At 65.2% G+C, this 20,137-nt stretch carries 15 protein-coding genes; all 15 read left to right on the top strand.

Features of this window, described 5'->3' with window-relative positions:
* Nucleotides 1–1,560, top strand: a complete 1,560-nt coding sequence (gene eccB / locus ABZ293_RS38910; RefSeq protein WP_355189186.1) for a type VII secretion protein EccB — start codon at nt 1–3, stop codon at nt 1,558–1,560.
* Nucleotides 1,557–5,570, top strand: coding sequence for a type VII secretion protein EccCa (eccCa, locus tag ABZ293_RS38905; protein ID WP_355189184.1), 4,014 nt, complete (start codon nt 1,557–1,559; stop codon nt 5,568–5,570). Before eccB ends, eccCa begins: the two co-directional genes overlap by 4 nt.
* A 128-nt stretch (nt 5,571–5,698) precedes the next feature.
* Entirely contained in the window at nt 5,699–6,028 is a 330-nt protein-coding gene (locus ABZ293_RS38900; protein ID WP_355189182.1) for a hypothetical protein, read from the top strand.
* Between the two features lie 21 nt (nt 6,029–6,049).
* Complete coding sequence (locus ABZ293_RS38895) at nt 6,050–7,447, top strand: PPE domain-containing protein (protein ID WP_355189180.1); 1,398 nt, start codon at nt 6,050–6,052, stop codon at nt 7,445–7,447.
* Nucleotides 7,448–7,521: 74 nt separating this feature from the next.
* Nucleotides 7,522–7,836: a hypothetical protein gene (locus tag ABZ293_RS38890; protein ID WP_355189178.1), complete on the top strand. Its 315-nt coding sequence runs from the start codon at nt 7,522–7,524 to the stop codon at nt 7,834–7,836.
* 55 nt (nt 7,837–7,891) lie between these two features.
* A complete protein-coding gene (locus ABZ293_RS38885; protein WP_355189177.1) occupies nt 7,892–8,212 on the top strand; it encodes a hypothetical protein in 321 nt (106 codons plus the stop codon).
* Between the two features lie 80 nt (nt 8,213–8,292).
* Complete coding sequence (locus tag ABZ293_RS38880) at nt 8,293–9,123, top strand: ESX secretion-associated protein EspG (RefSeq protein WP_355189175.1); 831 nt, start codon at nt 8,293–8,295, stop codon at nt 9,121–9,123.
* Between the two features lie 307 nt (nt 9,124–9,430).
* On the top strand, nt 9,431–10,666 hold the full coding sequence (locus ABZ293_RS38875; RefSeq protein WP_355189173.1) for a MinD/ParA family protein: 1,236 nt from the start codon (nt 9,431–9,433) through the stop codon (nt 10,664–10,666).
* Nucleotides 10,663–12,195: a type VII secretion integral membrane protein EccD gene (eccD, locus tag ABZ293_RS38870; protein WP_355189171.1), complete on the top strand. Its 1,533-nt coding sequence runs from the start codon at nt 10,663–10,665 to the stop codon at nt 12,193–12,195. Before ABZ293_RS38875 ends, eccD begins: the two co-directional genes overlap by 4 nt.
* A complete protein-coding gene (mycP, locus tag ABZ293_RS38865) occupies nt 12,195–13,544 on the top strand; it encodes a type VII secretion-associated serine protease mycosin (protein WP_355189169.1) in 1,350 nt (449 codons plus the stop codon). The genes eccD and mycP overlap by 1 nt, the downstream gene beginning before the upstream one ends.
* Entirely contained in the window at nt 13,541–15,250 is a 1,710-nt protein-coding gene (eccE, locus tag ABZ293_RS38860) for a type VII secretion protein EccE (RefSeq protein WP_355189167.1), read from the top strand. Before mycP ends, eccE begins: the two co-directional genes overlap by 4 nt.
* 13 nt (nt 15,251–15,263) lie before the next feature.
* Nucleotides 15,264–15,617, top strand: coding sequence for a helix-turn-helix transcriptional regulator (locus ABZ293_RS38855; protein WP_354957739.1), 354 nt, complete (start codon nt 15,264–15,266; stop codon nt 15,615–15,617).
* A 69-nt stretch (nt 15,618–15,686) separates the two neighbouring features.
* On the top strand, nt 15,687–16,757 hold the full coding sequence (locus ABZ293_RS38850) for a discoidin domain-containing protein (RefSeq protein ID WP_355189165.1): 1,071 nt from the start codon (nt 15,687–15,689) through the stop codon (nt 16,755–16,757).
* A gap of 10 nt (nt 16,758–16,767) precedes the next feature.
* Nucleotides 16,768–17,484 carry a hypothetical protein gene (locus ABZ293_RS38845; RefSeq protein WP_355189163.1) on the top strand — a complete coding sequence of 239 codons (717 nt, stop codon included), beginning with the start codon at nt 16,768–16,770 and terminating at the stop codon, nt 17,482–17,484.
* Between the two features lie 158 nt (nt 17,485–17,642).
* Nucleotides 17,643–20,137, top strand: a 2,495-nt coding sequence (locus ABZ293_RS38840; protein ID WP_355189161.1) for an NAD-glutamate dehydrogenase domain-containing protein, incomplete at its 3' end; no start/stop codon positions are given.

Below are 20,137 nucleotides of genomic sequence, written 5' to 3'. Positions count from 1 at the left end.
ATGGCGCGCTTCCGGGTGGTGACCAAGCACCAGATATCGGGCTGGCGGTTTCTGCTGCGACGGATCGAGCATGCGCTGGTCCGTCGGGATGCCTCCATGATCGATGATCCGCAGCGCGGTCGCTCCACCGCGCTGTCGATCGGAATCGCACTGGCCTGCGTGGTGATCGCCGGTGCGGCGCTGCTGGCATTCTTCAAGCCCGCCAAGAAAGTGGGGGACTCGAACATCATCGCGGAGAAGGACACCGGTGCGCTGTACGTTCGCGTCGGTGGTCGGCTGCATCCGGCGCTGAATTTGACCTCGGCGCGGCTGATCGCGGGTTCGCCGGACAATCCGGTACCGGTCACGCGTGACGAGTTGGCGAAGTACCCGCGCGGGCCGTGGGTCGGTATTCCGGGCGCACCCGGCGTGATCGCGGACAATGGCGACCGGAACTCGTCGTGGACGGTATGTGATACCGCGAAGGTCGGTGCGGCGGCACCGGTCAATCCGCAGACCGGATTGCCGACCGTCGCTTTGTCGCCGGTGCTGACGACCGCGATCGGCGGTCCGCTGACCGTCAACGGCGATGCGATCCGCGGGCTGGCTGCCGACGAGGCGCGGCTGCTGCGCGATGACACCACCACCTGGCTGGTGTATTCCGATCCACAGCAGGGCATTGTTCGCGCGTCGATAGATCTGAGTAATTCGGCGGTGATCCTGGCCCTGGGCATCGACCCGACCTCGACTGTGGTCGCAGTCTCCAAGGGTTTCATCTCCGCCATCCCCGAGGTGCCGCCGCTGCGCGTGCCCGATGTGCCCGGTGCGGGGAATACCGTGACATTGTCCTCGGGTCTGAGCGTGCCGGTTGGTTCGGTGCTCACGGTATCCACGCCGGATCGCGGCGCATTCTATTATCTGGTATCGGAATCCGGTGTGGTGCAAATCAATTCGGTGCTCGCGTCGATCGTGCGCAACGCCGATTCGCACGGTTCGATATCGACGAGGACGGTCGGGCCGGATGTCATCGCGGCGAATCTGCGCCCGGGTGCGTGGCCGGGGACGGCCGCCTATCCGATTCGGCCGGTACATGTCGTCGATCCGATGCGCTTGGGGGTGACCTGCTATCACTGGTGGCGTGCGGGCACCGATCAAAATGCCTCGACCGAGTTGCTCGTGGGACGGCAACTGCCGTTGCAGGTGGATGAACAGACCCGAACCGTCGGCCTGGTGACGGCCACCGGTTCACGCGGTACCACCGCGGATGCCGCGTATATGCCGCGCACCACCGGACGCTTTGTCCAGGTGACCGGCGCGGATCCGGGATCGCCGCGGCGGGAGTCGCTGTTCTGGATCTCCGACAGCGGCGTCCGCTATGGCATCAATGCCGTGGTGGAGAACAACTCCAATCCGGATTCCACATTCACCTCGCTCGGACTGCGGACCCCGGTGCCCGCACCCTGGTCCATCGTGTCGCTGTTCGCGGTCGGCCCCACCTTGTCGGCGAAGGATGCCCGGATCCAGCATGACGGCATCCCGACGAATAAGGCCGTCATCGGTCTCCCGGGTGGTACCTCGTGACTGCTACCCGCCGATTCGTGCGGCCGGCTCGGATGGTGCGTGGACCCAAAGCCCCCGCGGTGACCGAATTGCGGCTGCAGCCGCCGACCGAACTGCCCAAGCCGGTGCCGCCATCGCGGCTGAAGATGATCATGCCGGTGGTCATGGTGTCGGCCATGGCCGGGATGATGGTGATGATGTTCCGCGGCGGCGGGGGGCAGATGTCGCCGATGATGCTGATGTTTCCGGTCATGATGCTGGTTTCCATGGGCGGGATGATGGGCGGTGCGTTCTCCGGCAGCGGTGCCGGCGGTGCGGCGGGTCTGAACGAGGAACGCAAGGACTATCTGCGCAGCATTACCGATAACCGCAAGACCGTGCATGCCGCGGAGACCGAACTACATAGCTACCTGCGCTACACCCATCCCGGTCCGGCCGAAATCGCCGCGTTGATCGGCGGTAAGCGCATGTGGGAGGTCCAGGTCGCGAGCCCACAGTTCCTGCGGGTGCGGGTCGGGCGGGGCCGGATCGCCAACCAGGTGCGGGTCATCGTGCCCGAGGCCGCGCCCACCTCCGATCTGGATCCGGTCGGCGTGGTCGAGGTGACCCGATTCGCGAAGGCGTATTCGACTGTCGGGGGTATGCCGGTGGCGATCAATCTGCTATCGGCGCCGCAGATCGGTGTCGACGGCGATCCCGATGCGGTGGCCGCACTGGTGCGGGCGATGGTCGCCGAGGTCGTCGTGCTGCACGGCCCGGATCAGGTCGCGGTCGCGGCGGCGCTGTCGAATCCCGACGCACCGGAGTGGTCGTGGCTGAAATGGCTACCGCACACCCAGCATCCGAGTGATACGGACGCGATCGGGTCGAGCCGGATGGTGTACCGCAGCGTTTCGGAGTTGCGTGCCAAGGCACTGGCCGGACTCAATCGCGGTCCGTTCTCCGCGAATTCCGAACCGACCCTGGATCGCAAGCATTATCTGCTGATCGTGGATGACAGCAGTCCGGCCACCGATCGGGATATCTCCGGTGTCGATGGTTGCACCTGGCTGCGGCTGGGCCCGGCCGAGCAAACCTTGCCGCGGGCGCTGAAGTTCACGGTGGGGCCCGATAGCTCCCTGCACGAGGTGACTCCGCGCGGGCTGCGGCGCGTCGGAGCCGCTGACGCGATGTCGGTGGCGACGGCGAAGGCATTGGCCCGCAACATCTCCCCATACCGACTGTCCACCGTGGTCGAGGCCGTGGTCGCCGATCAGGCCAGTGGTGGCACGTCGTGGGAGGAACTGGTCGGCGTGACCGACCCCGGGGCGATTCGGGTCGAGCAGCAATGGCCGCACCGCCGTGACGCGGACCGATCCCGACTGAATATTCCCTTCGGCCACGATCCGGCCGGCAGCGTGGTCCATCTCGATATCAAGGAATCGGCCGAGGAGGGCATGGGCCCGCACGGTATGTGCATCGGCGCCACCGGTTCCGGAAAGTCGGAATTCCTTCGCACCCTTGTGCTTTCGGCGGTGGCGACACACACCCCGGATCAGCTGAACCTGCTGCTGGTCGACTTCAAAGGTGGTGCGACCTTCCTCGGGTTCGACCGGCTGCACCATGTGACGGCCGTGGTCACCAATATGGAGGAAGAGGCCGATCTCGTCACCCGTATGGAAGACGTGATCAACGGCGAAATGGGCCGACGGCAAAGGATTTTGCGCGATGCGGGCAACTTCGCCAGCGTCGCCGATTACGAGCGGGCCCGCGAACAGGGCGCGCAGCTCGCGCCGCTGCCCACGCTGTTGATCATCCTCGACGAGTTCGCCGAACTGCTCGAGCAGCATCCCAACTTCTCCAAACTGTTCGTCGCGATCGGCCGGTTGGGTCGTTCGCTGCGCATCCACCTGCTGCTGGCCTCACAGAAGGTGCCCGCCAACCGGATGGGCGAGCTGGAAGCGCATCTGTCCTATCGAATCGCGTTGCGCACCAACCAGACCGCCGATTCCCGCGACGCCATCGGCACCGCGGACGCATATCACCTGCCGAAGAAGCCGGGTGCGGGTTATCTGCGCGTCGGCTCGGGTGATCTGCAGCGATTCCAGGCCGCCTATGTCGGCTCGCCGTATGTCGCGCCCGCGCAGGTCTCGGCGTCCAGTGCCCAACGCGCCAGGCGACCCGGCGGTGGCTATCGGCCACCACAGCAGTTCACCACGGCGCACATCATCGATGTGCGGCCGGCGACTGTCGAGCCCGAACCTATTGTGCAGCAATCGGAGACGCCGGAGGGTGAACCAGTGACCGTCATGGAGACGGTGCTGCAACAACTGAGTGGATTCGGCACACCGGCGCACAAGATGTGGCTGCCGCCGCTGACCGTGCCGGCGACTCTGGACAAGTTCATATCCGCCGCGACTCCTGGTTCGCTGCAGATGCCGTGGGCGATCGTGGACAAGCCGCGACAGCAGCGCCAGGAAATCTGGACAGTCGATCTGTCCGGTGCGGGCGGGCACGTGGCCGTAGTCGGCGGTCCGCAGTCGGGTAAGTCGACCGCATTGCAGACGCTGGTGATGTCCGCCGCGTTGACGCACACACCCGAACAGGTCCAGTTCTACTGCCTCGACTTCTCCGGCGGTCTGACCGGACTGCGGAACGTGCCGCATGTCGGCTCGGTCGCCTCGGGCCGTGACGGTGATCGGGTCCGGCGCACCTTCGCGCTCATCACCAATCTCATCGCGAGTCGACAGGTGCTGTTCAGCGAGCTGGGCATCGACACCATGCGCGAATTCCGGCGCAGGCGCTCCGTGCCGCGGGAATCGGCGGAACTCACCGCCCACGGTGACGAACACGGTGATGTCTTCATCGTCGTCGACGGCTGGGATATCGGATTCGCGGTCACCGGACCGTATTTCGACGAATACCTCCCGGTCATGGAGTCGATCGCGCTGCAGGGTCTGAACTACGGCATCCACCTGGTGGTCAGCAGTTCGCGCTGGGCGGCGATCCGTCCCGCCATCAAGGATCTACTGCAGACCCGGGTAGAGATGCGGCTCGGTGATCTCACCGACACGATCTTCCTCGGACAGCGCAATGTGGTCGCGGCGATTCCACCGGATCGCCCGGGTCGGTGTATCTCCAGCGATGCATTGCACATGCTCACCGCGCTGCCGCGTGTCGACGGGGTGGGCGATCCCATATCCGCCGGTGCGGGGCTAGCGGCCGCGGTCGAACAGTTGAATCAGAAGTACCAGAGCCGCCGGGCTCCGGAGGTCAAGCTGCTGCCTGCCCAGATCACCTTGGCGGAGGTCCGGGCGGGTCGTCCGGAACCGGCGAATCTAGCGCAGCGGCTCGTGGTGCCTTTCGGTATTCGCGAATCCGATTTGTACCCTGCCACGGCCGATTTCGGTGTTTCCACGCATCTGATCGTGCTGGGCTCGTCCGGCTCGGGCAAGTCGACGGTGCTGGGCGCGCTGCTGGAGTCGATCCGGCTGCAATTCAACAAGGATCAGGCCAGGGTGCTGTTGGTGGACTACCGCCGCCAGCATATGGACGCCATCCCGGAGGAGCAGTTGATCGGCTATCTGACCAGCGAGCGCGATGTGCGCGAGGGGTTGCCGTCGTTTGCGGAGAAGATGCGCGGCCGCCGCCCACCGGATGGCGTCACCTCGCAACAACTCAAGGACCGTTCGTGGTGGTCCGGGCCGGAGATCTTCGTGGTGATCGACGATTACCACATGGTCGCCCAGCGCGGAATGCCCAATCCGCTGGAACCACTGAAGGACATCATTGTCGACGGCCGCGACACCGGTCTGCACGTAATCGCGGCCCGCAGTATCGCCCAGGCCGATACCGCGCTGTACGACAGTGTGCTCGGCCAGATCAAGAACCTGAATTCCTCGGGCTTCATTATGGACGGCTCGAAACTGGACGGAATTCTGATCGGCGATGTGAAGCCGACGAAACAACCAGTGGGCCGGGGTATTTTCGTCGAGCCGTTGCAATCCCGCCGGGATCTCGTGCAGTCGGCGTGGACACCACCGCAGGACTAGCGCTGGTCGGCGGTGGTGCGGGCAGAGGTCCAGCGGCGGCTCGAGAGACCTTCCCACCATTGAGAATGCCTTAGCGTTTGTCCTGTACCGCTCACTACGGGTCGGCGCTCATTGTTAGGAGAACTCTCATGGCTCTCGAAATCACCCCGGAGCATCTCCCTGTTGTCAGTTCCCAACTCGATGCGATCGCTGACTCGGCGATCGCATCGCTTGTCCAGACCGCATCCACCTGCGTCGTTTTCCCGCCAGGGTGGGATTACCTCAGCTTGATGGTCCTCCCTCAAGTAACCGCTGCTTACGGGCAATCGTTCTACGGCTGCACGGGTGACGGGTTCGTACATCGCGAACCCGCGTCGGCATCGCTACCGTCAATGGCCGTCGCCTATTCGGGTGCCGACATCATCGATGCCACCGGTGTCGCGTCCACGGGTGCGACGCTCGGCGAAATGCCCAGATAGCCCCGAACGAAGGCTGGATCCATGCCGATTTGGCACGCATTTCCACCGGAGCTGAACGTCGGTAGCATGGTCGGCTACGTCTCTCCTCCCCTTTCCGTCCCTCCCGTTCTCATCCCGTCGCCGCCTGGCGTCGGAACCATCGTATCTGCCGCCAAGTCTTATGCGGAGTCGGGTATAGCGTTGCTGGAAGCGGCGGTGGGCACCCAGGCCGCGATGGACGGCTTGGGGGAGACCTACCGCGGAGAATCGGGCGAATTGGTGCAGGCGGCCTTTCGTAACCATACGAATTGGCTGAGCCAGCAGTCCCAGGCCGCGGAGAAGGCATCGGCGGTGTTGTATTCGTTGGCCGCGGAATTCAGCGGTGCCCAGTCTGCGATGGAAGTCGTCGGGGGGTTGCTCTACGCGAACAAGTTGGAAGAGACCGCTCTGCTCCTGACCAATGGTTCAGGCCAGAACACGTTTGAGTTGCTGCTGAACCACCTTGCCTACGCTGGGATCTGGACACTGGCCGCCGGCGTCATGGATGCCTACGCGGGAGCCGTGATGCCGACCTTGGAGGCACTGCCGCCACCGGCTCTGTCGACGCCCATCGTCACAGATCCGGGCATACCGCCGCCACCGCCGCAATTCGAAGTGCCGGTGTACACCCCGAAGTCGGGCACGCCTCAGCAATTCAACACAACCACCACCAACAACAACAACACAGCTACGAACAACAACACGACTACCAATAACAATACGAACACCACCAACAACAACACCGGAGATACGAATACCGGTAATACCGACACCGGCAATACGCCGACCGATACCACCCAATCGCCGACGCAGCCCGCGACAGCGGATCCGAGTGAGGTTACTTCGCCACTGAGCGATTCGGGATCGTATGGCGGCACCGACGGGTCGGACTGGTCTGCCGGACAGCAGCCGGGATTCTATGGAACTTCGCCCAATTCGCCGACATTGGCGGGTTTGAACGGGGGCGCGGGAAGTCTGGTCGCGTTGAATTTGGCCCGGGGCGGATTCGGCTCGATGCCAGGTGCGTCCACCGGATTCCGGATGCCGTCCAATTGGCTGCGTGGTCCGGGCACGGCATACGGCGCGTCGTCGAATCCGACAGGTGGTGCCGGACCGGCTGGCCGTGGGGCGCCGCGTCGGGGTGCGATCGCACCGAAGGCGCAGATGCGGCGTCGTCGGGACGAGGAACGGAAGCCGGGCAAGGTATTCGTGCCGGGTGAAGAGTTGGAAGTTCCGGTATTGGAGAAGCCGCCCGTGATCGGCGTCATCGAATATGCCGATGAACGTCCGGAAGATGTAGTCGCCGAGGGTGATTCGCTCGTGGGTATCCTCGAGCGCTCCGATGACCCCGAGAGTTCCGATGCCGAGTCGGCGGTAGCCGAGCCAGAGCCTGCCCGGTGAAATACCGCGGCGGAATTTAGATCCACCCCAGAGAGGAAACAACAGTGACCCACACTTACAGCGGTGATCCGAAGTTGTTGCAGCAGACCGCGGTCAAAGCCATGGCATGCCATGGCGAACTCGAGGGCTACCTGCGCAGCTGGATGAGCCTGCGTGACGACTTCCACGGCGCGGTCCACGGCTCGCAGACCGGTACGCAAATCCAGAACACGATGGACCACGCGCACACCTCCGGTGTGCAGCTGGCGCGAACCCTTCAGGACATTATCGATGCGCTGAAGGACACCGGCAACAGAATCGATACGACGGACCTCGAGAACGCTGCCAGAATGCAGCGGGCGGTCGAACTTGGTACGAACAACACGGTTGACACCGGCTCGTGGCAGTAGTGTCACGAGCGACACGATACGAATCGTAACAACGACAGAATAAGGTTGGCAGACAATGTTTAACGACTACGCGGCCGTTGATTCGCACAGTCTCAACGTGAAGGCCGTTCTGCACGGTATGGACACGAACGCCACCCACTTGGCATCGCTGATCAAGGAACTTGATCAGGTCTTTACAGGTTTTGCGGCGGATGTTGCCAAACCACTGATGGACCGGTTCAAGGCAGCACTCGGCGATGCTTCGCAGCACACGGGGTACCAAGGCCAGCTCCAGCAGGTGAATCAAGCGATCAGCCAAACCACCGGATCCGAGGGCTTTATGAAGGAGACCGACCACCAGCAGGGTGCCAGGTTCCTGGCGATCGGTGGCGTCTAGTAATCTCGCAGCCCCTGTCCGCTTCGTCGGCCCGGCCACGGCGAAACGGGGCTGCGGGCGACTGGTCATTTGGTGAAGGTGTGGAAACTGATCCGATCGCGATCGATCTGAATGTCGATGCCGCGCTGTTGTTGAAAGACATGGCCGGCATCGATTCCTATCCGCCGATCCTGGCGTTGATGCCGAATATTTTCGACTTCGACGATCTGGAGCGGGTGCGCGCTGTCGTCGCGGAACAGCTCACCGAGGTGGGCATTATCGACGGCGACCGCGTGCATCCGACGGTCGAGCACTGGTTGCAGTGCCTGTACCGCCCGGATGTGGAACTGATGGCGCTCGTGTTGGCCACCGGCTTGGATGGCGAAGAAAAAGGCATGCTGCGCATGTCGTTGGTGCGTCGCGGCGATACCCATGTTTTGGCGGTGCGCTATGACGACGAGATCGTCATCCAGGCGGTGTACCAGCAGGAACAGCAATTGGATTCGGTATCGGCCGCGGTCGGCGCGGCGCTGGGGTCCACTCCGGTACTGAGTTTCGTGCCGATGACTGCGGCGCAGTCCGAGCTCGCCGAGATTCCCGACGACCAGGACGGACGACGGCAGGCACTGCTGGAGTTGGGTGCGCAGCCGCGTACCGCGAGTGTCCTCGGCCGGGCACTCGAGGAGGTCGTCCGGCGGGCGGAAGTGACGGTGGTGCAACACCAGGACGGAGTCGAGCTGAAGCCGAAGTACGGTGTGAGTGTGCTGGATACGCTGTCGGGGCGCATCATTGTGACGCCGAGTGTGGCGATGGACGGGGAAGTCCGATCGACATACGCACCCGGTGACGACGCGGCACTGCACGCCGCGATCGTGGGACTGGTCCAGCTGCTGCCGGGCCGAAGTTGGTTCGATACCAGCCGGATCGGTTGAACGTCCCAATGGGTTTTTGGAGAGGACGACAGATATGAGCCGAGCGCCGAGTACTAATGGTCATTCGGCCGAGTCCGTCCGACACAAGGGCGGCTACGACGCCTTTTTCATGCAGACAGCCGAGGAACCCGAAAGCGGCCCTCCGACCGGCAGCGTCCCCGCACGTCCACAATCGGGCTACAGCGAACCGGTGATCGGTGCACCCGGTCAGTCGATACCACAGCCGGCGGCGAGTGCCGGTGGTTCTACGGCACCGCGGAGCGCGACCGCGCCGGAAGCCGGTGTAGCGCATGCAGTCGCGCCGAATGTGGTTGCACAGACAGCGGATTCGGCACGCGAGAACTATACGGCGGCGACTCCGTCATCGCCCGAAATGTGGGCGGCCCAGGCCGGGGCCGAACCCGCCACCGCTCGCATCACGCCGACTGCATCGGTGAATCCATCGAGCAGCGATGCCGAGCCCAGGGGCGAAGGAACGGGCGCCGGAACCATGGATGTGCCATGGCAACCCGCCCAGGCGACGAGCTGGGTGCCCGATCGCATCGACCGCACGGCGGCGCCGCAGGTCGAGGTGCTGCCCGCGGCACTGACCTCGATGGATCTATTGGCCGATATCTCGGCGGCCAATCGGGCCAAACTACAGTCCAGCACCGGTGTACGCGGCGCGCTGAACAAGGTCGGATTCCGGCTCGGCCTCTCACCCGCCGAGCAGCGCGCCGAGGATCGGCGCGCCCGAATCCGGACCCAGCTCAACACCCCGTACCAGATCGCGGTGATCAGCGTGAAGGGCGGCGTCGGCCGCACCACCACGGCCGCGACGCTCGGTTCGACGTTCGCCGCGCTGCGCCCGGACCGGGTCGTCGCTGTCGACGCGAATCCGGACTTCGGTGATCTGCCCACCCGTACCGCTCCGCACCCGTATGGCCTGACCCTGCGCGATCTGGCGCAGGCGTCGAATCTGGGGGCCTTCTCGACGGTGCAGTCGTTCATGTCGATCAATTCGGCTGATCTCGCCACCATCGCCTCGCCGTGGACGATCGAGGCCAACGAGGCTCTTTCGGGTCACGAATACGCCACGGCCGTCGAGGTTTTGCGCCGCCACTTCAATCTGCTGCTCGTGGACTGCGGTACGGGCGTGTTGGATTCGGTGACGCTGAGCGTGCTGCAGACCAGCGACGCCGTCGTGGTCGTGACCCCGCCCACCGTCGGCGGGGTGAAAGGTGCAGTGGCCACGTTGAATTGGCTGAGTTCGCACGGTATGCAGCATCTGATCGCCAAATCGGTCGTCTCGATCGTGCATCAGCAACCGTCCAAGCCGGTCGTCGATGTCGCGGCAATCGAGAAGCTGTTCGCCACCGGTCAGCGCCCGACCTGCATCCTGCCCTTCGACGACCATCTGGCCGAGGGCGGCGAGATCGATCTGCGCCTGGTGGACAAGGAAACCCTGCTCGCCTTCGAAGAGCTCGCTGCCGGGCTTGCCGATGGATTCCCGAACTATCTGGGTGGCACCAGCGGCGGCCGGGCAGCCGGAGGGTGGCGATGAGTACTGCCGTTGCTTCGCCACCGGGCGCGGCGCCCGCGGCATCCGCCGAGGTGGCGCGCGCTCGGATGGCGGTCCTGGTGTCCAGCTACCAGGTCGATGTCGTGGTGCCGACCAAATTCACCATCGAGACGTTCATCGATGATCTGCTCGCCGTACTGGCCAAGGCCATCGACGACGAGACGGTCGATTTCACCCCGCCGACCGGACAGTGGAGCCTGGCTCGACCGGGCGAAGCGCCGATGCCGCGCTGGCGCAGCCTCGCCGACCACGATGTCGTCGACGGCACCGTACTGATGTTGGCCGCGGTCGAGTCCGCCGAGGTCTTCACGCCGGTCGTGGAGGACATCACCGATGCGCTCGCCCTGATCAACGACCGCGAATTCGCTGAGTTCGACGCGGGCACTGCCGCGGTCGTCGGCCTGAGCACACTAGGTGTCGGCGCGGTCGCCATCGCGGCGATGTTGTCGGTGTCGTGGACCGAATCCGGGGCGATCTGGTGGTACGCGCTGCCCGCGCTGCTGCTCGGCGTGGTGTGCTGGGGCGGCGCGGTGCAAGCGCGGCAGCGGAACTTCGCGCCGCGAATCTGTCTCGGGTTCGCATTGTCCTCGATTCCGCTGTTGTTCGCGGGCGGCGCGATGTTGGTGCCGCCCGCCTACGGTGAGCCGAGTCCGTTCGCCGCCGCCAATCTGGCCGCCGGATCGGTTGTCGCGGCCGTCGCGGCCGCGGCCATGATGCGCGTGACCAAGCTCGGAATCGCGACACTGATGGCAGTCACCGTGCTCGGCGCGACCGTGGCGGCCGCCGCGATTCCGGTGACCTATCTGGATCTGTCGGTGCGCCAGATATCCGGTGGCGCGGCACTTCTCGGCCTCGTGCTGCTCACCGCCGCACCGCGCCTCGCCGTCGTGGTCGCCCGGATCAGGCCACCGGATCTGCCGGATCCCGGCAACGAGGTCAACCCTGCCACCCTGACCGATATCTTCGACGCCGAATCCGCGCGCGATGACGCCGAACTCGATTCCGCCGAGGACACCGAGCGGCAGCGGGAACAAGCCGGCGCCGGCATCGAGGGCCGGGCCCGACTGGCGGTGACCAGTCTGCGCGGGCTCATCGCCGCGACCGCGGCACTTCTGGCGGGCGCCGCCGTGCTGTCGGCCGCGGTGAGCCCCGGTGGTATTCGGGAGATCGTGTTGGCCACGGCCGTGGCGGGTCTGCTGGCCATGCGCGCGCGCTGGTTCCCGGACCGGGTGCAGGCCATCGCGCTCGTTGTCGCATCGGCGGTCACCGTGGTCGGCGTCGGCTTCGTGCTGATCACCGCGTACGAAACGGCGCCGGCGCGGCTGGCCGTCGTCTTCGCGGTCGGCGCGGCGGCTGTGGCGGCATGTGTGGCGGCGGTGCGGTTGCCGGGTCGGCGGCTCTCGCCGGTCACCCGGCGGATCATCGATCTGATCGAGTACGCGCTCATTCTGGTGATCCCGATCATCGCCTGCTGGATCACGGGCATCTATACCGCGATGCGGGCGATCTGATGCGAATCGGCACAACCGCGATCGCGGTGCTGGCCGGATTCGCGCTGATCGCCTCCGCCGCACCGGCATTGGCGGTGGATCCGCCGCAGGTGATCATCGGCTCGCCCGCGGATGACCCGCCCGGCCCGGAATTGCCGACGAAACAGGACAAGAGCTGCTTGGCGACCGGTGTACTGAGGGACAGCGATCTGGCGCGCACGCCGCCGTCGGAGTTGGCACTGGATCTGCCTAATGCCCGTGCACTGAGCCGGGGTGCCGGGGTGACTGTCGCGGTGCTCGACACTGGTGTCACGCCCAATGGTCGCCTGCCCGGTCTGGTCGGTGGCGGTGACTATGTCACAGCAAGTGGTGATGGTCTGTCCGACTGCGATGCGCATGGCACGCTGATCGCCGGAATCATCGGCGCCGCATCCGATCCCACGGACGGATTCAGCGGGGTCGCTCCGGACGCCAAGATCGTATCTATTCGCTATCGCTCCGGGGCTTTCAGTGTAGAACGTCCGAATAATGATGTGGCGCAACAACTCTCGGTGGACATCCGGACGTTGTCGCGGGCGATCGTGCATGCGGCGAACCTGGGCGCCGGCGTGATCACGGTATCGCTGCCGGTCTGTGTTCCGGTGGGACTCGCGGTGGATCAGTCGATACTGTCGGTGGCGATCGGCTACGCGGTACACGTGCGCGGGGCGTTGATCGTTGCGGGTGCCGGTAATGCCGATAGCGGCTGTGATCAGAATCCGGATATCGATCCGACCCGGCCGAGCGACCCCAGGAACTGGCGCGATGTCAAGACCGTCGCCGCGCCGGGTTGGTTCGGGACGGACGTGCTCACGGTCGGCTTCACGACCGCCACCGGTGCGACCATGTCCGAGTCGCTTACGGGTCCATGGGTTTCGGTCGGTGCACCGGGCACCGCGATCGAATCGCTCGGTCCCGGTGGTACTGGCCTGATCAACGGTGTCGGTGAACCCGGCAAACTGGTGCCCGTCGGCGGCGCGTCGTTCGCGGCCGCCTATGCCAGCGGGGTGGCCGCCTTGCTGCGCTCTCGATTCCCCAACGAAACCCCGGCCGAGATCATGGCCCGCCTGACCGCCAGCGCGCACGCGCCCGCGCGGGGCATCGATAACGTCATCGGCGCGGGCGTCATCGATCCGCTCACCGCGCTCAGCTATCGCACCGCGCCCAAACCGCCTATCGGACTGTACCGGTCATCGGTACTGGTGCTGCCGGATCCGCCGCGGGCCAAAGATCGTCGTCCGCCGTTCGCGGCCGCCGTCGTCATCATCGCCGCGCTACTGCTCGGGCTCGGCGCCACCTACGCGAGCTCCGCGGTCCGGAGGCGGAGGTGAGCCTTCCGAGTGTTCGGGTGGGCGGTGTCGAACGTGGTCCGTTCGCCGTCACCGTGATCGGCGGCAGCCTGGTGGTCACCGGGCTGTGGTCGCACACCCCGATCTGGGCCAGCGCGGCGGTGATCACCGTGCTGCTGGTAACCGTGGCGGTCGAGGTGAACGGCCGCACGACCAGCAGATGGCTGGTCGACTGGGTCGATTACCGATTCGGCAGGGCCACCAGAGCCGAAGCGCTCGCCGGTCCGGCGAATGTGCAGGATATCGAGGTTGCCGCAGGTGTCTGCGGCATTCGCTCCGAAGGCACCGTGCTCACGGCGATGATCCAACTCGCGCCCAATCTCGACCTGCCGACGGTCATCGCGGAGAAATCCGTTTACACCGAGGACACCGTCCCCCTCGACGCCCTGGTAGGCCTGCTCGATCAGTTCGGTCTGGCGGTCGATATCGATATCGTGACCACCGGTCAGCGCGTTCGTCCGACCGGCAACTACAGCATGCTCTACGACCAGCTGATCGGCTCTCATCCGGTCGTCGGCCACCGCCTCACCTGGTTGGTCGTCCGGCTGGATATGGAGCGGAACCTGGATCTGCTCCAGCGACGCGGACTGGTCGCGATGGTAGCGCCGAGAGCGCTGGCCACCGCGGCGCACCGCATCGCGGGCCGATTGCGGGAACGCGGTATCGCCGCGCACGCATTGCCTACGGCCGCAATGCTGGAGGCCACCAGGGTGCTGCACGCCGGAGTCGAACTCGGCGATCTGCGTGAGACCTGGACCTGTATGGAGTCCTCGGTACCAGGTCGCAGTGTTACCAGCTTCCTGATCGACTGGACCCGGCTCGACGGCGCGGGCTTGGACGATTGCTGGGCGTGGAACCGCGGCCGGACCACGCTGGTGGTCAGCCTCACCGATGCGACGGCCGGGCCGCGCGCGCTCGCGCGGTACGTCGGCCCGCCGGTCACGACCGAGCCACCAGAGTATCTACGCCGGTTGACCGGCAGGCAGGCCATAGCGTTGCTGGCCACCATGCCGACCGGCACGTCGATCCGCGCGGTGCCCGTCGATGAATCGGGCCGCGATATCGCCCCTGATGAGCTCCTTGCGGATCTCACGATCGCAATCGGTCCCAACGGCCAGATTCTCGGTTCCATCAGCGGTCAGCCGCGGCATACCTTGGCGCTGCCGCTGTTCGACCCGGCTCGCTACAATCCGCGTCGGCGCACCATCGATGTGCACGCCGATCTGCCGGTGGCACAGCAGATCGTGTTGCGCGCCATGGTGGTCGGTGCGGATGTCGAGGTCCATTCGGTGCGCCCGCACCGCTGGTGGCAGCTCGTCGCCGCGGTCGGTGATCCGGAATCGCTGCGCCTGGCTCCGGAGGCCGGCGCCGCGGGACACGCCAGTTCGGGTCCGCCGTCCTCGGCCACGATCACGGTTTTCGACAATCTGCCGCCGCAGGTATCGACCGCGCACACCACGGTCACCATCAGCGAGCCCGGTGGGCCGCGGCGGCGGTCGGTCGATCTGGCGATCAACCAGGTCAGTGCGACCGTAGTGGATGTCAGCATTCCGATGCGCACCGTGCGCGTCGACTTGATCGAGCCGCGCGGTGAAACTCGCTATTTCGATTCCGCCGCCGAACAACCCGCGATCACCGCGGGTGCCAATGGCGCCACGCCAGGGCCCGACGTTCGGCGCATGAGCTGATTGGAGACAGGTAGTGTCTATCAGCGTGGTTGTGGACTCCCAGCCGAGTGACGGCGAATTTGTGCAGGAGGATAGTGGGGAGGCACTGACCCCGAGACAGGCCGCGGTAGCGATCTTCTCGAGTCGGCTGTCGGAATTGATCGCGGAATCGGTGGTATCGACCGAGGACGGCTCGACGCGGTCGCTGACGCTTTATTCGCTTGCCCAGCACCTGGAGCAGGCGTACCCGGATGTTCCGGTCTCCCAGTCGGGTCTGTACCGGCTCATTCATGGAGACGCGGTACCCCGGCTCGATCTGATCATCGCCTTGGCGCGGGTATTCGACGTACCGCCGGAGCATTTCGTCACCGAACAGAAGAAACACTGATCGCGTTATTCCCGCCAGCGGGAATAACGCTGAGTCGAAGCACAGGTCGGTCTGGATACGATCCGGACCATGGCTGCCGAGGACCCGGGAGATGTGTTTCTCCGCCATCGAGGCGCGGTCCTAGAGGCGCTGCTCTCGGATCCGGCGTTCGGCGAAAACGATCCGGACACCGGGTCGGTGCTGAGCGGACCTCTGGTCGGCGATCCAGAACTCGGGGAACCGGGGTTCGGCAGCGATCCGTTCTCCAGTGCGGCGGTGGCAGCCGGTTCGGCCCAGGGCGCTCTACCCGACATGGATCCGCCGCCGCGGCGATCCTCCGATGGGCCGAAGGCCAGCGAGCGGATCATTGCGCTGCTGAACGGGCAGCAGCAGCCGGATGCCGCACCGGGACTGGACTTTTCAGCGGACTACTCCGACGTCTCGGCGAAGCAACCGCCGCCCGAAGAATCCACGCGGTCCGCATCCGGGGCGTCGAAGGGGCGTGGACCCGATGCCGCGGAGCGGATCGCCCTGGTGGCGACGAAGCTCAAGAATCCGAAGATTGCCCTGGCGGTCTGCGCCGTCTTGGCCCTGTTGCTCATCATCGCGCTGGTTTCCACCGGTGGGAAGGACGAGTCGCAGGCGCCGGATCGCATTGCGGTCATCACTCCGTCCCCGACCGCGGCCCCGACGTCGAAACCGGAATCCTCAACGGCCCCTTCCGGAACGATCACGGTGAAATCCGCGACCGCCAACTGCCCGCCGGGCAGTACACCGGGTATGGATGCCTTCAGCGGGCAGCATGGCAAGGCCTGGTCATGTGTGCGCGCGTACAAGGTCGACGGGCAGGTGCTGACCATCGATCTCGGCAAGACCTATCAGGTCGATTCGATCGGCATCGTCCCCGGCTGGGACAGCGTCGGCAGCGACGGTGTGGACCAATGGACGAAATACCGGACCGCCAGCCGGGTCAGGTATTCGTTCGACGATCCGAACAGGACGGGCTACACCCAACCGACCCTGGATCAGCGCACCCTGGTCGTTACCAAGTTCGATGTTCCCGTGCAGGCTTCCAAGATCGTGCTGACAATTCAGGAATCGAAGGGTGATCCAACGATCAATACGACCGCGATTTCCTCCATCGTGATCACCGGGCATTGAGGCCGCTGTCATGTCAGTAGCCGAGTTGGTCTGCCAGTACTGCTCACACCGCAATGCCGGTAATCCACCGCAATGCGGGCACTGCGGTGCGCCGCTGCCCGCGGTGCACCGACTATCGAACCTGAGTGGGCCCGCGGCGCGGGCCGAGCAGGTGGTCGCGGGCGCCGAGCGGGCCGTGGCGGCAACCGCGGGTGCGGTGGCGGGCGCGGAGAATGCGGTGGCGGGCGCGGAAAAGGTTGCCGCGGGGCAGTATCCGCGCTGGCAGTGGGGGGCCGCGATCGCAGGCATCGTGACTATGGTCCTCGGGCTCGGCTTCACGGCCTTCCGTTCGTGTTCGACACCGCTGGCCGCCATCCCCGATCTGGGAATCGAACAGGCCCTACCGGGTCAATTGCGTGCGGCCGTCTCCTGTCAGCGGGTCGATTCCACGGCCGCGAACTGTGTTGTCCCGGTGGCCGATCCGCTGCTCGCGGGCGGAATCACCGGCGGCAAGGATTTGACCCTCTCGGTGGCATTGGATCCGCCCGAGCGCCGAGCCGATACCGTGCGCAACTGGCGGACGGCAGGCGGTACCGTCCTGGCCGACGGTGTCGTCTTCGTGGCGATCAGTCCGACGGCAACCCTGCGGTACGCGAATACCCTTGTCGGACTTCGGGTCGAGACGGGCGCCTTCAGCGGGCGCGCGGCGGCGCAGACCTTCATGGCGCGAGCCGGTCTGACCCCGTGACCGACCGGATTCCGGCCGGTCCGCGCGCTTGACCAGTACTGATCTTTTTCATGAATCTGTTACGCATTTAACGTACCGCTATACAACGGCACATCAAACCATGTAAGGTATGGGAACCGTACGGTTACGGTTCTCAGATCTCGGGAAGGCACGAGTCGATGGTGGCAACCACCCAGCAGACGATTTCATTCAAACGGTTCCGCGACGATGCGACCGACCTGGAGACGGCCTACTTCCGTTGGATCCAGCCGGGTGCCACCGCGCCGACGATCACCGATCGGGCCGAACAGATCTTCCGCCACCACCTGGAGTTGGCGGCCATGCGCATGCCCGGGGCGGCGATCACCCGGGTGTACCGCCCCGATGACGGCAGCGGGCTCGGCGCGGCGATCCAGATCGTCAATGACGATATGCCGCTGCTGGTCGATTCGGTGACCACGGCGCTGCGCCGCCTCGGTGCGACGGTGACCGAGGTCGTGCATCCGGTATTCGATGTCGCGCGGGACAGTCGCGGGCGGCTGCGGGCGATCGCCCCCAAAGAGCCCGATACGACACCGGCGCAAGGCAACCACAATGTCGCGGAGTCCTGGATCCATGTGCAGCTGAGTCCGTCCGTTGGCGCCGCGCTGCTGGACCGGGTCGATCGCGAGCTGCCCGCCCTGCTGCGGGTGCTGCGCAAGGTCGTCGACGACACCCCGGGCATGGCCAATGCCATGGTCGCACTGGCGGGTCGGCTCGACCATATCGCGCACCGCTCGGACGATCCGGAGGTGCCCGAATGCGCGAAGTTGTTGCGCTGGTTGGCCGATGGGCATTTCACCGTCCTTGGTTACGGGTACTACCGCAGTGATGGCGGCGAGCCGCGGCAGGTGCCGGGCACCGGTCTCGGTGTGCTCTGGAATGGATCGAATGTCGATCTCGATGTCCCCGTACTCGGCACCACCCGGCCGGTGCTGCGGATGGCCAATGGATCGGTGGATTCGCTGATCCCCGGATCGGGTGAGCTCTACTTCGTGAGCGTTGCCGATTACGGTAACGGCGGCAACACGGTGCAGGGTGAGCATGTGTTCGTCGGCACGTTCACGGTGACCGGACTGCACGAGAACATCCTCGATATCCCGGTCATCTCCCGTCGCGTGCACCAGGTCATCGAATGGGCTGGCTTCGAACTGAATTCGTTCTCCGGGCAGGCCATGCTGGAGATGATGCAGTCGTTCCCGCGGGTCGAGTTGTTCTCCACCGATGCCAGGCGGCTGTTCGAAACCGTTTCCTCGGTCATGAATTTGGGGCTGCGCAGGCAGGTGCGGCTGTTCATTCGGCGCGACGGGCGCAGCGGTGCGGTCTACTGCCTGGTCTATCTGCCCCGCGATCGGTACACCACCGAGGTCCGGCTGCGCATGGAGGAGATCCTGCGCGCTGAGTTCGACGGTGAACAGGTCGCGTACTCGGCAAGGGCGAGCGAATCCGAGTTGGCCGTGTTCTATTTCACGGTGCATCGCGGTCCAGATGCGGAAGCGGCCGATATCTCCGAATCGAACCGGGAGCGGATCCAGGAACTGCTTTTCGCGACCACCCGGAGCTGGGCCGACTGCGTGGTAGCGGCGGCGACCGGTGTGCCCGCGGTGTCGTCGAAGGTCGCCAATGCCTATGCCGGCGCATTTCCCATCGGGTATCAGCAGGAATACGAGCCGGAGCAGGCGCTGGTCGATCTGCAGCGGCTCGAACCGCTGGTCGACGGTGAGATCGACACGAATCTGTATCGGCATGCCGAATCGCCCTCGGGGGAGTGGCGATTCACCCTCTACGTCGCCGGTGCCGGGGTTTCGCTCAGCCGTGTGCTGCCGGTGCTGCAGAGCCTCGGTGTCGAGGTGGTCGACGAGCGGCCGCACCGCATCAGCCTGCCCGACGATACCGACAAGTGGATCTACGATTTCGGGTTGCGCGTCCCGGCGGAGCTGCTGCGCACCTCGATCGATGCCGATCTCGAGGCCGATCTGACTCGACCCGCCGACGAACCGCTGGCCGATGGCAGTGTGCGGCAATACTTTCCGGCGGCCTTCGCGGCTATGTGGAACGGCAGCGCCGAGGTCGATTCGCTCAATGAACTGGTGCTGCGCGCGGGACTGCACTGGCGCCAGATCGCGATGCTGCGCGCCTACGCCAAGTATCTGCAGCAGGCCGGATTCGCCTACACCCTCGGCAATATCGCCCGCGTGCTGCTGGCGCAGCCGACGATGGCCCGGTTGTTCACCGAATTGTTCGACGCCTACTTCGATCCCGAGGGTGTCGGCGCAGTGGCATCGGCCCGGGCGGCCGGTATCGCCGAGCGGCTGCAGGCTGAGATCGATGCGGTCGTCAGCCTCGACGCCGACCGCATTCTGCGCGCGGTGCTCGGTCTGATCACCGCGACCCTGCGCACCAACTACTACCGGCGCGACGCTGACGGCAACCCGCCGGAGTACCTGTCGTTCAAATTCGATCCGCATGCCATCAGCGAATTGCCGAGGCCGCGACCGCAATTCGAGATCTTCGTGTACTCGCCGCGGGTCGAGGGCGTGCATCTGCGCTTCGGTCCGGTGGCGCGCGGCGGATTGCGCTGGTCGGACCGGCTGGAGGATTTCCGGACCGAGATCCTGGGTCTGGTGAAGGCGCA

The sequence above is a fragment of the Nocardia sp. NPDC005998 genome (assembly GCF_040614395.1).
In the GTDB taxonomy this organism is placed as follows: domain Bacteria; phylum Actinomycetota; class Actinomycetes; order Mycobacteriales; family Mycobacteriaceae; genus Nocardia.
The sequence above is the reverse complement of the archived record's forward strand: the minus strand, read 5'-3'. Positions and strand labels throughout refer to the sequence as shown.

Bases quoted from the DNA above. Each gene is read 5' to 3' on its own strand.
- ABZ293_RS38885 (WP_355189177.1), top strand. From the start codon at position 7,892: ATGTTTAACGACTACGCGGCCGTTGATTCGCACAGTCTCAACGTGAAG.
- ABZ293_RS38850 (WP_355189165.1), top strand. From the start codon at position 15,687: ATGGCTGCCGAGGACCCGGGAGATGTGTTTCTCCGCCATCGAGGCGCG.
- ABZ293_RS38845 (WP_355189163.1), top strand. From the start codon at position 16,768: ATGTCAGTAGCCGAGTTGGTCTGCCAGTACTGCTCACACCGCAATGCC.
- eccB (WP_355189186.1), top strand. From the start codon at position 1: ATGGCGCGCTTCCGGGTGGTGACCAAGCACCAGATATCGGGCTGGCGG.
- mycP (WP_355189169.1), top strand. From the start codon at position 12,195: ATGCGAATCGGCACAACCGCGATCGCGGTGCTGGCCGGATTCGCGCTG.
- ABZ293_RS38895 (WP_355189180.1), top strand. From the start codon at position 6,050: ATGCCGATTTGGCACGCATTTCCACCGGAGCTGAACGTCGGTAGCATG.
- ABZ293_RS38900 (WP_355189182.1), top strand. From the start codon at position 5,699: ATGGCTCTCGAAATCACCCCGGAGCATCTCCCTGTTGTCAGTTCCCAA.
- eccD (WP_355189171.1), top strand. From the start codon at position 10,663: ATGAGTACTGCCGTTGCTTCGCCACCGGGCGCGGCGCCCGCGGCATCC.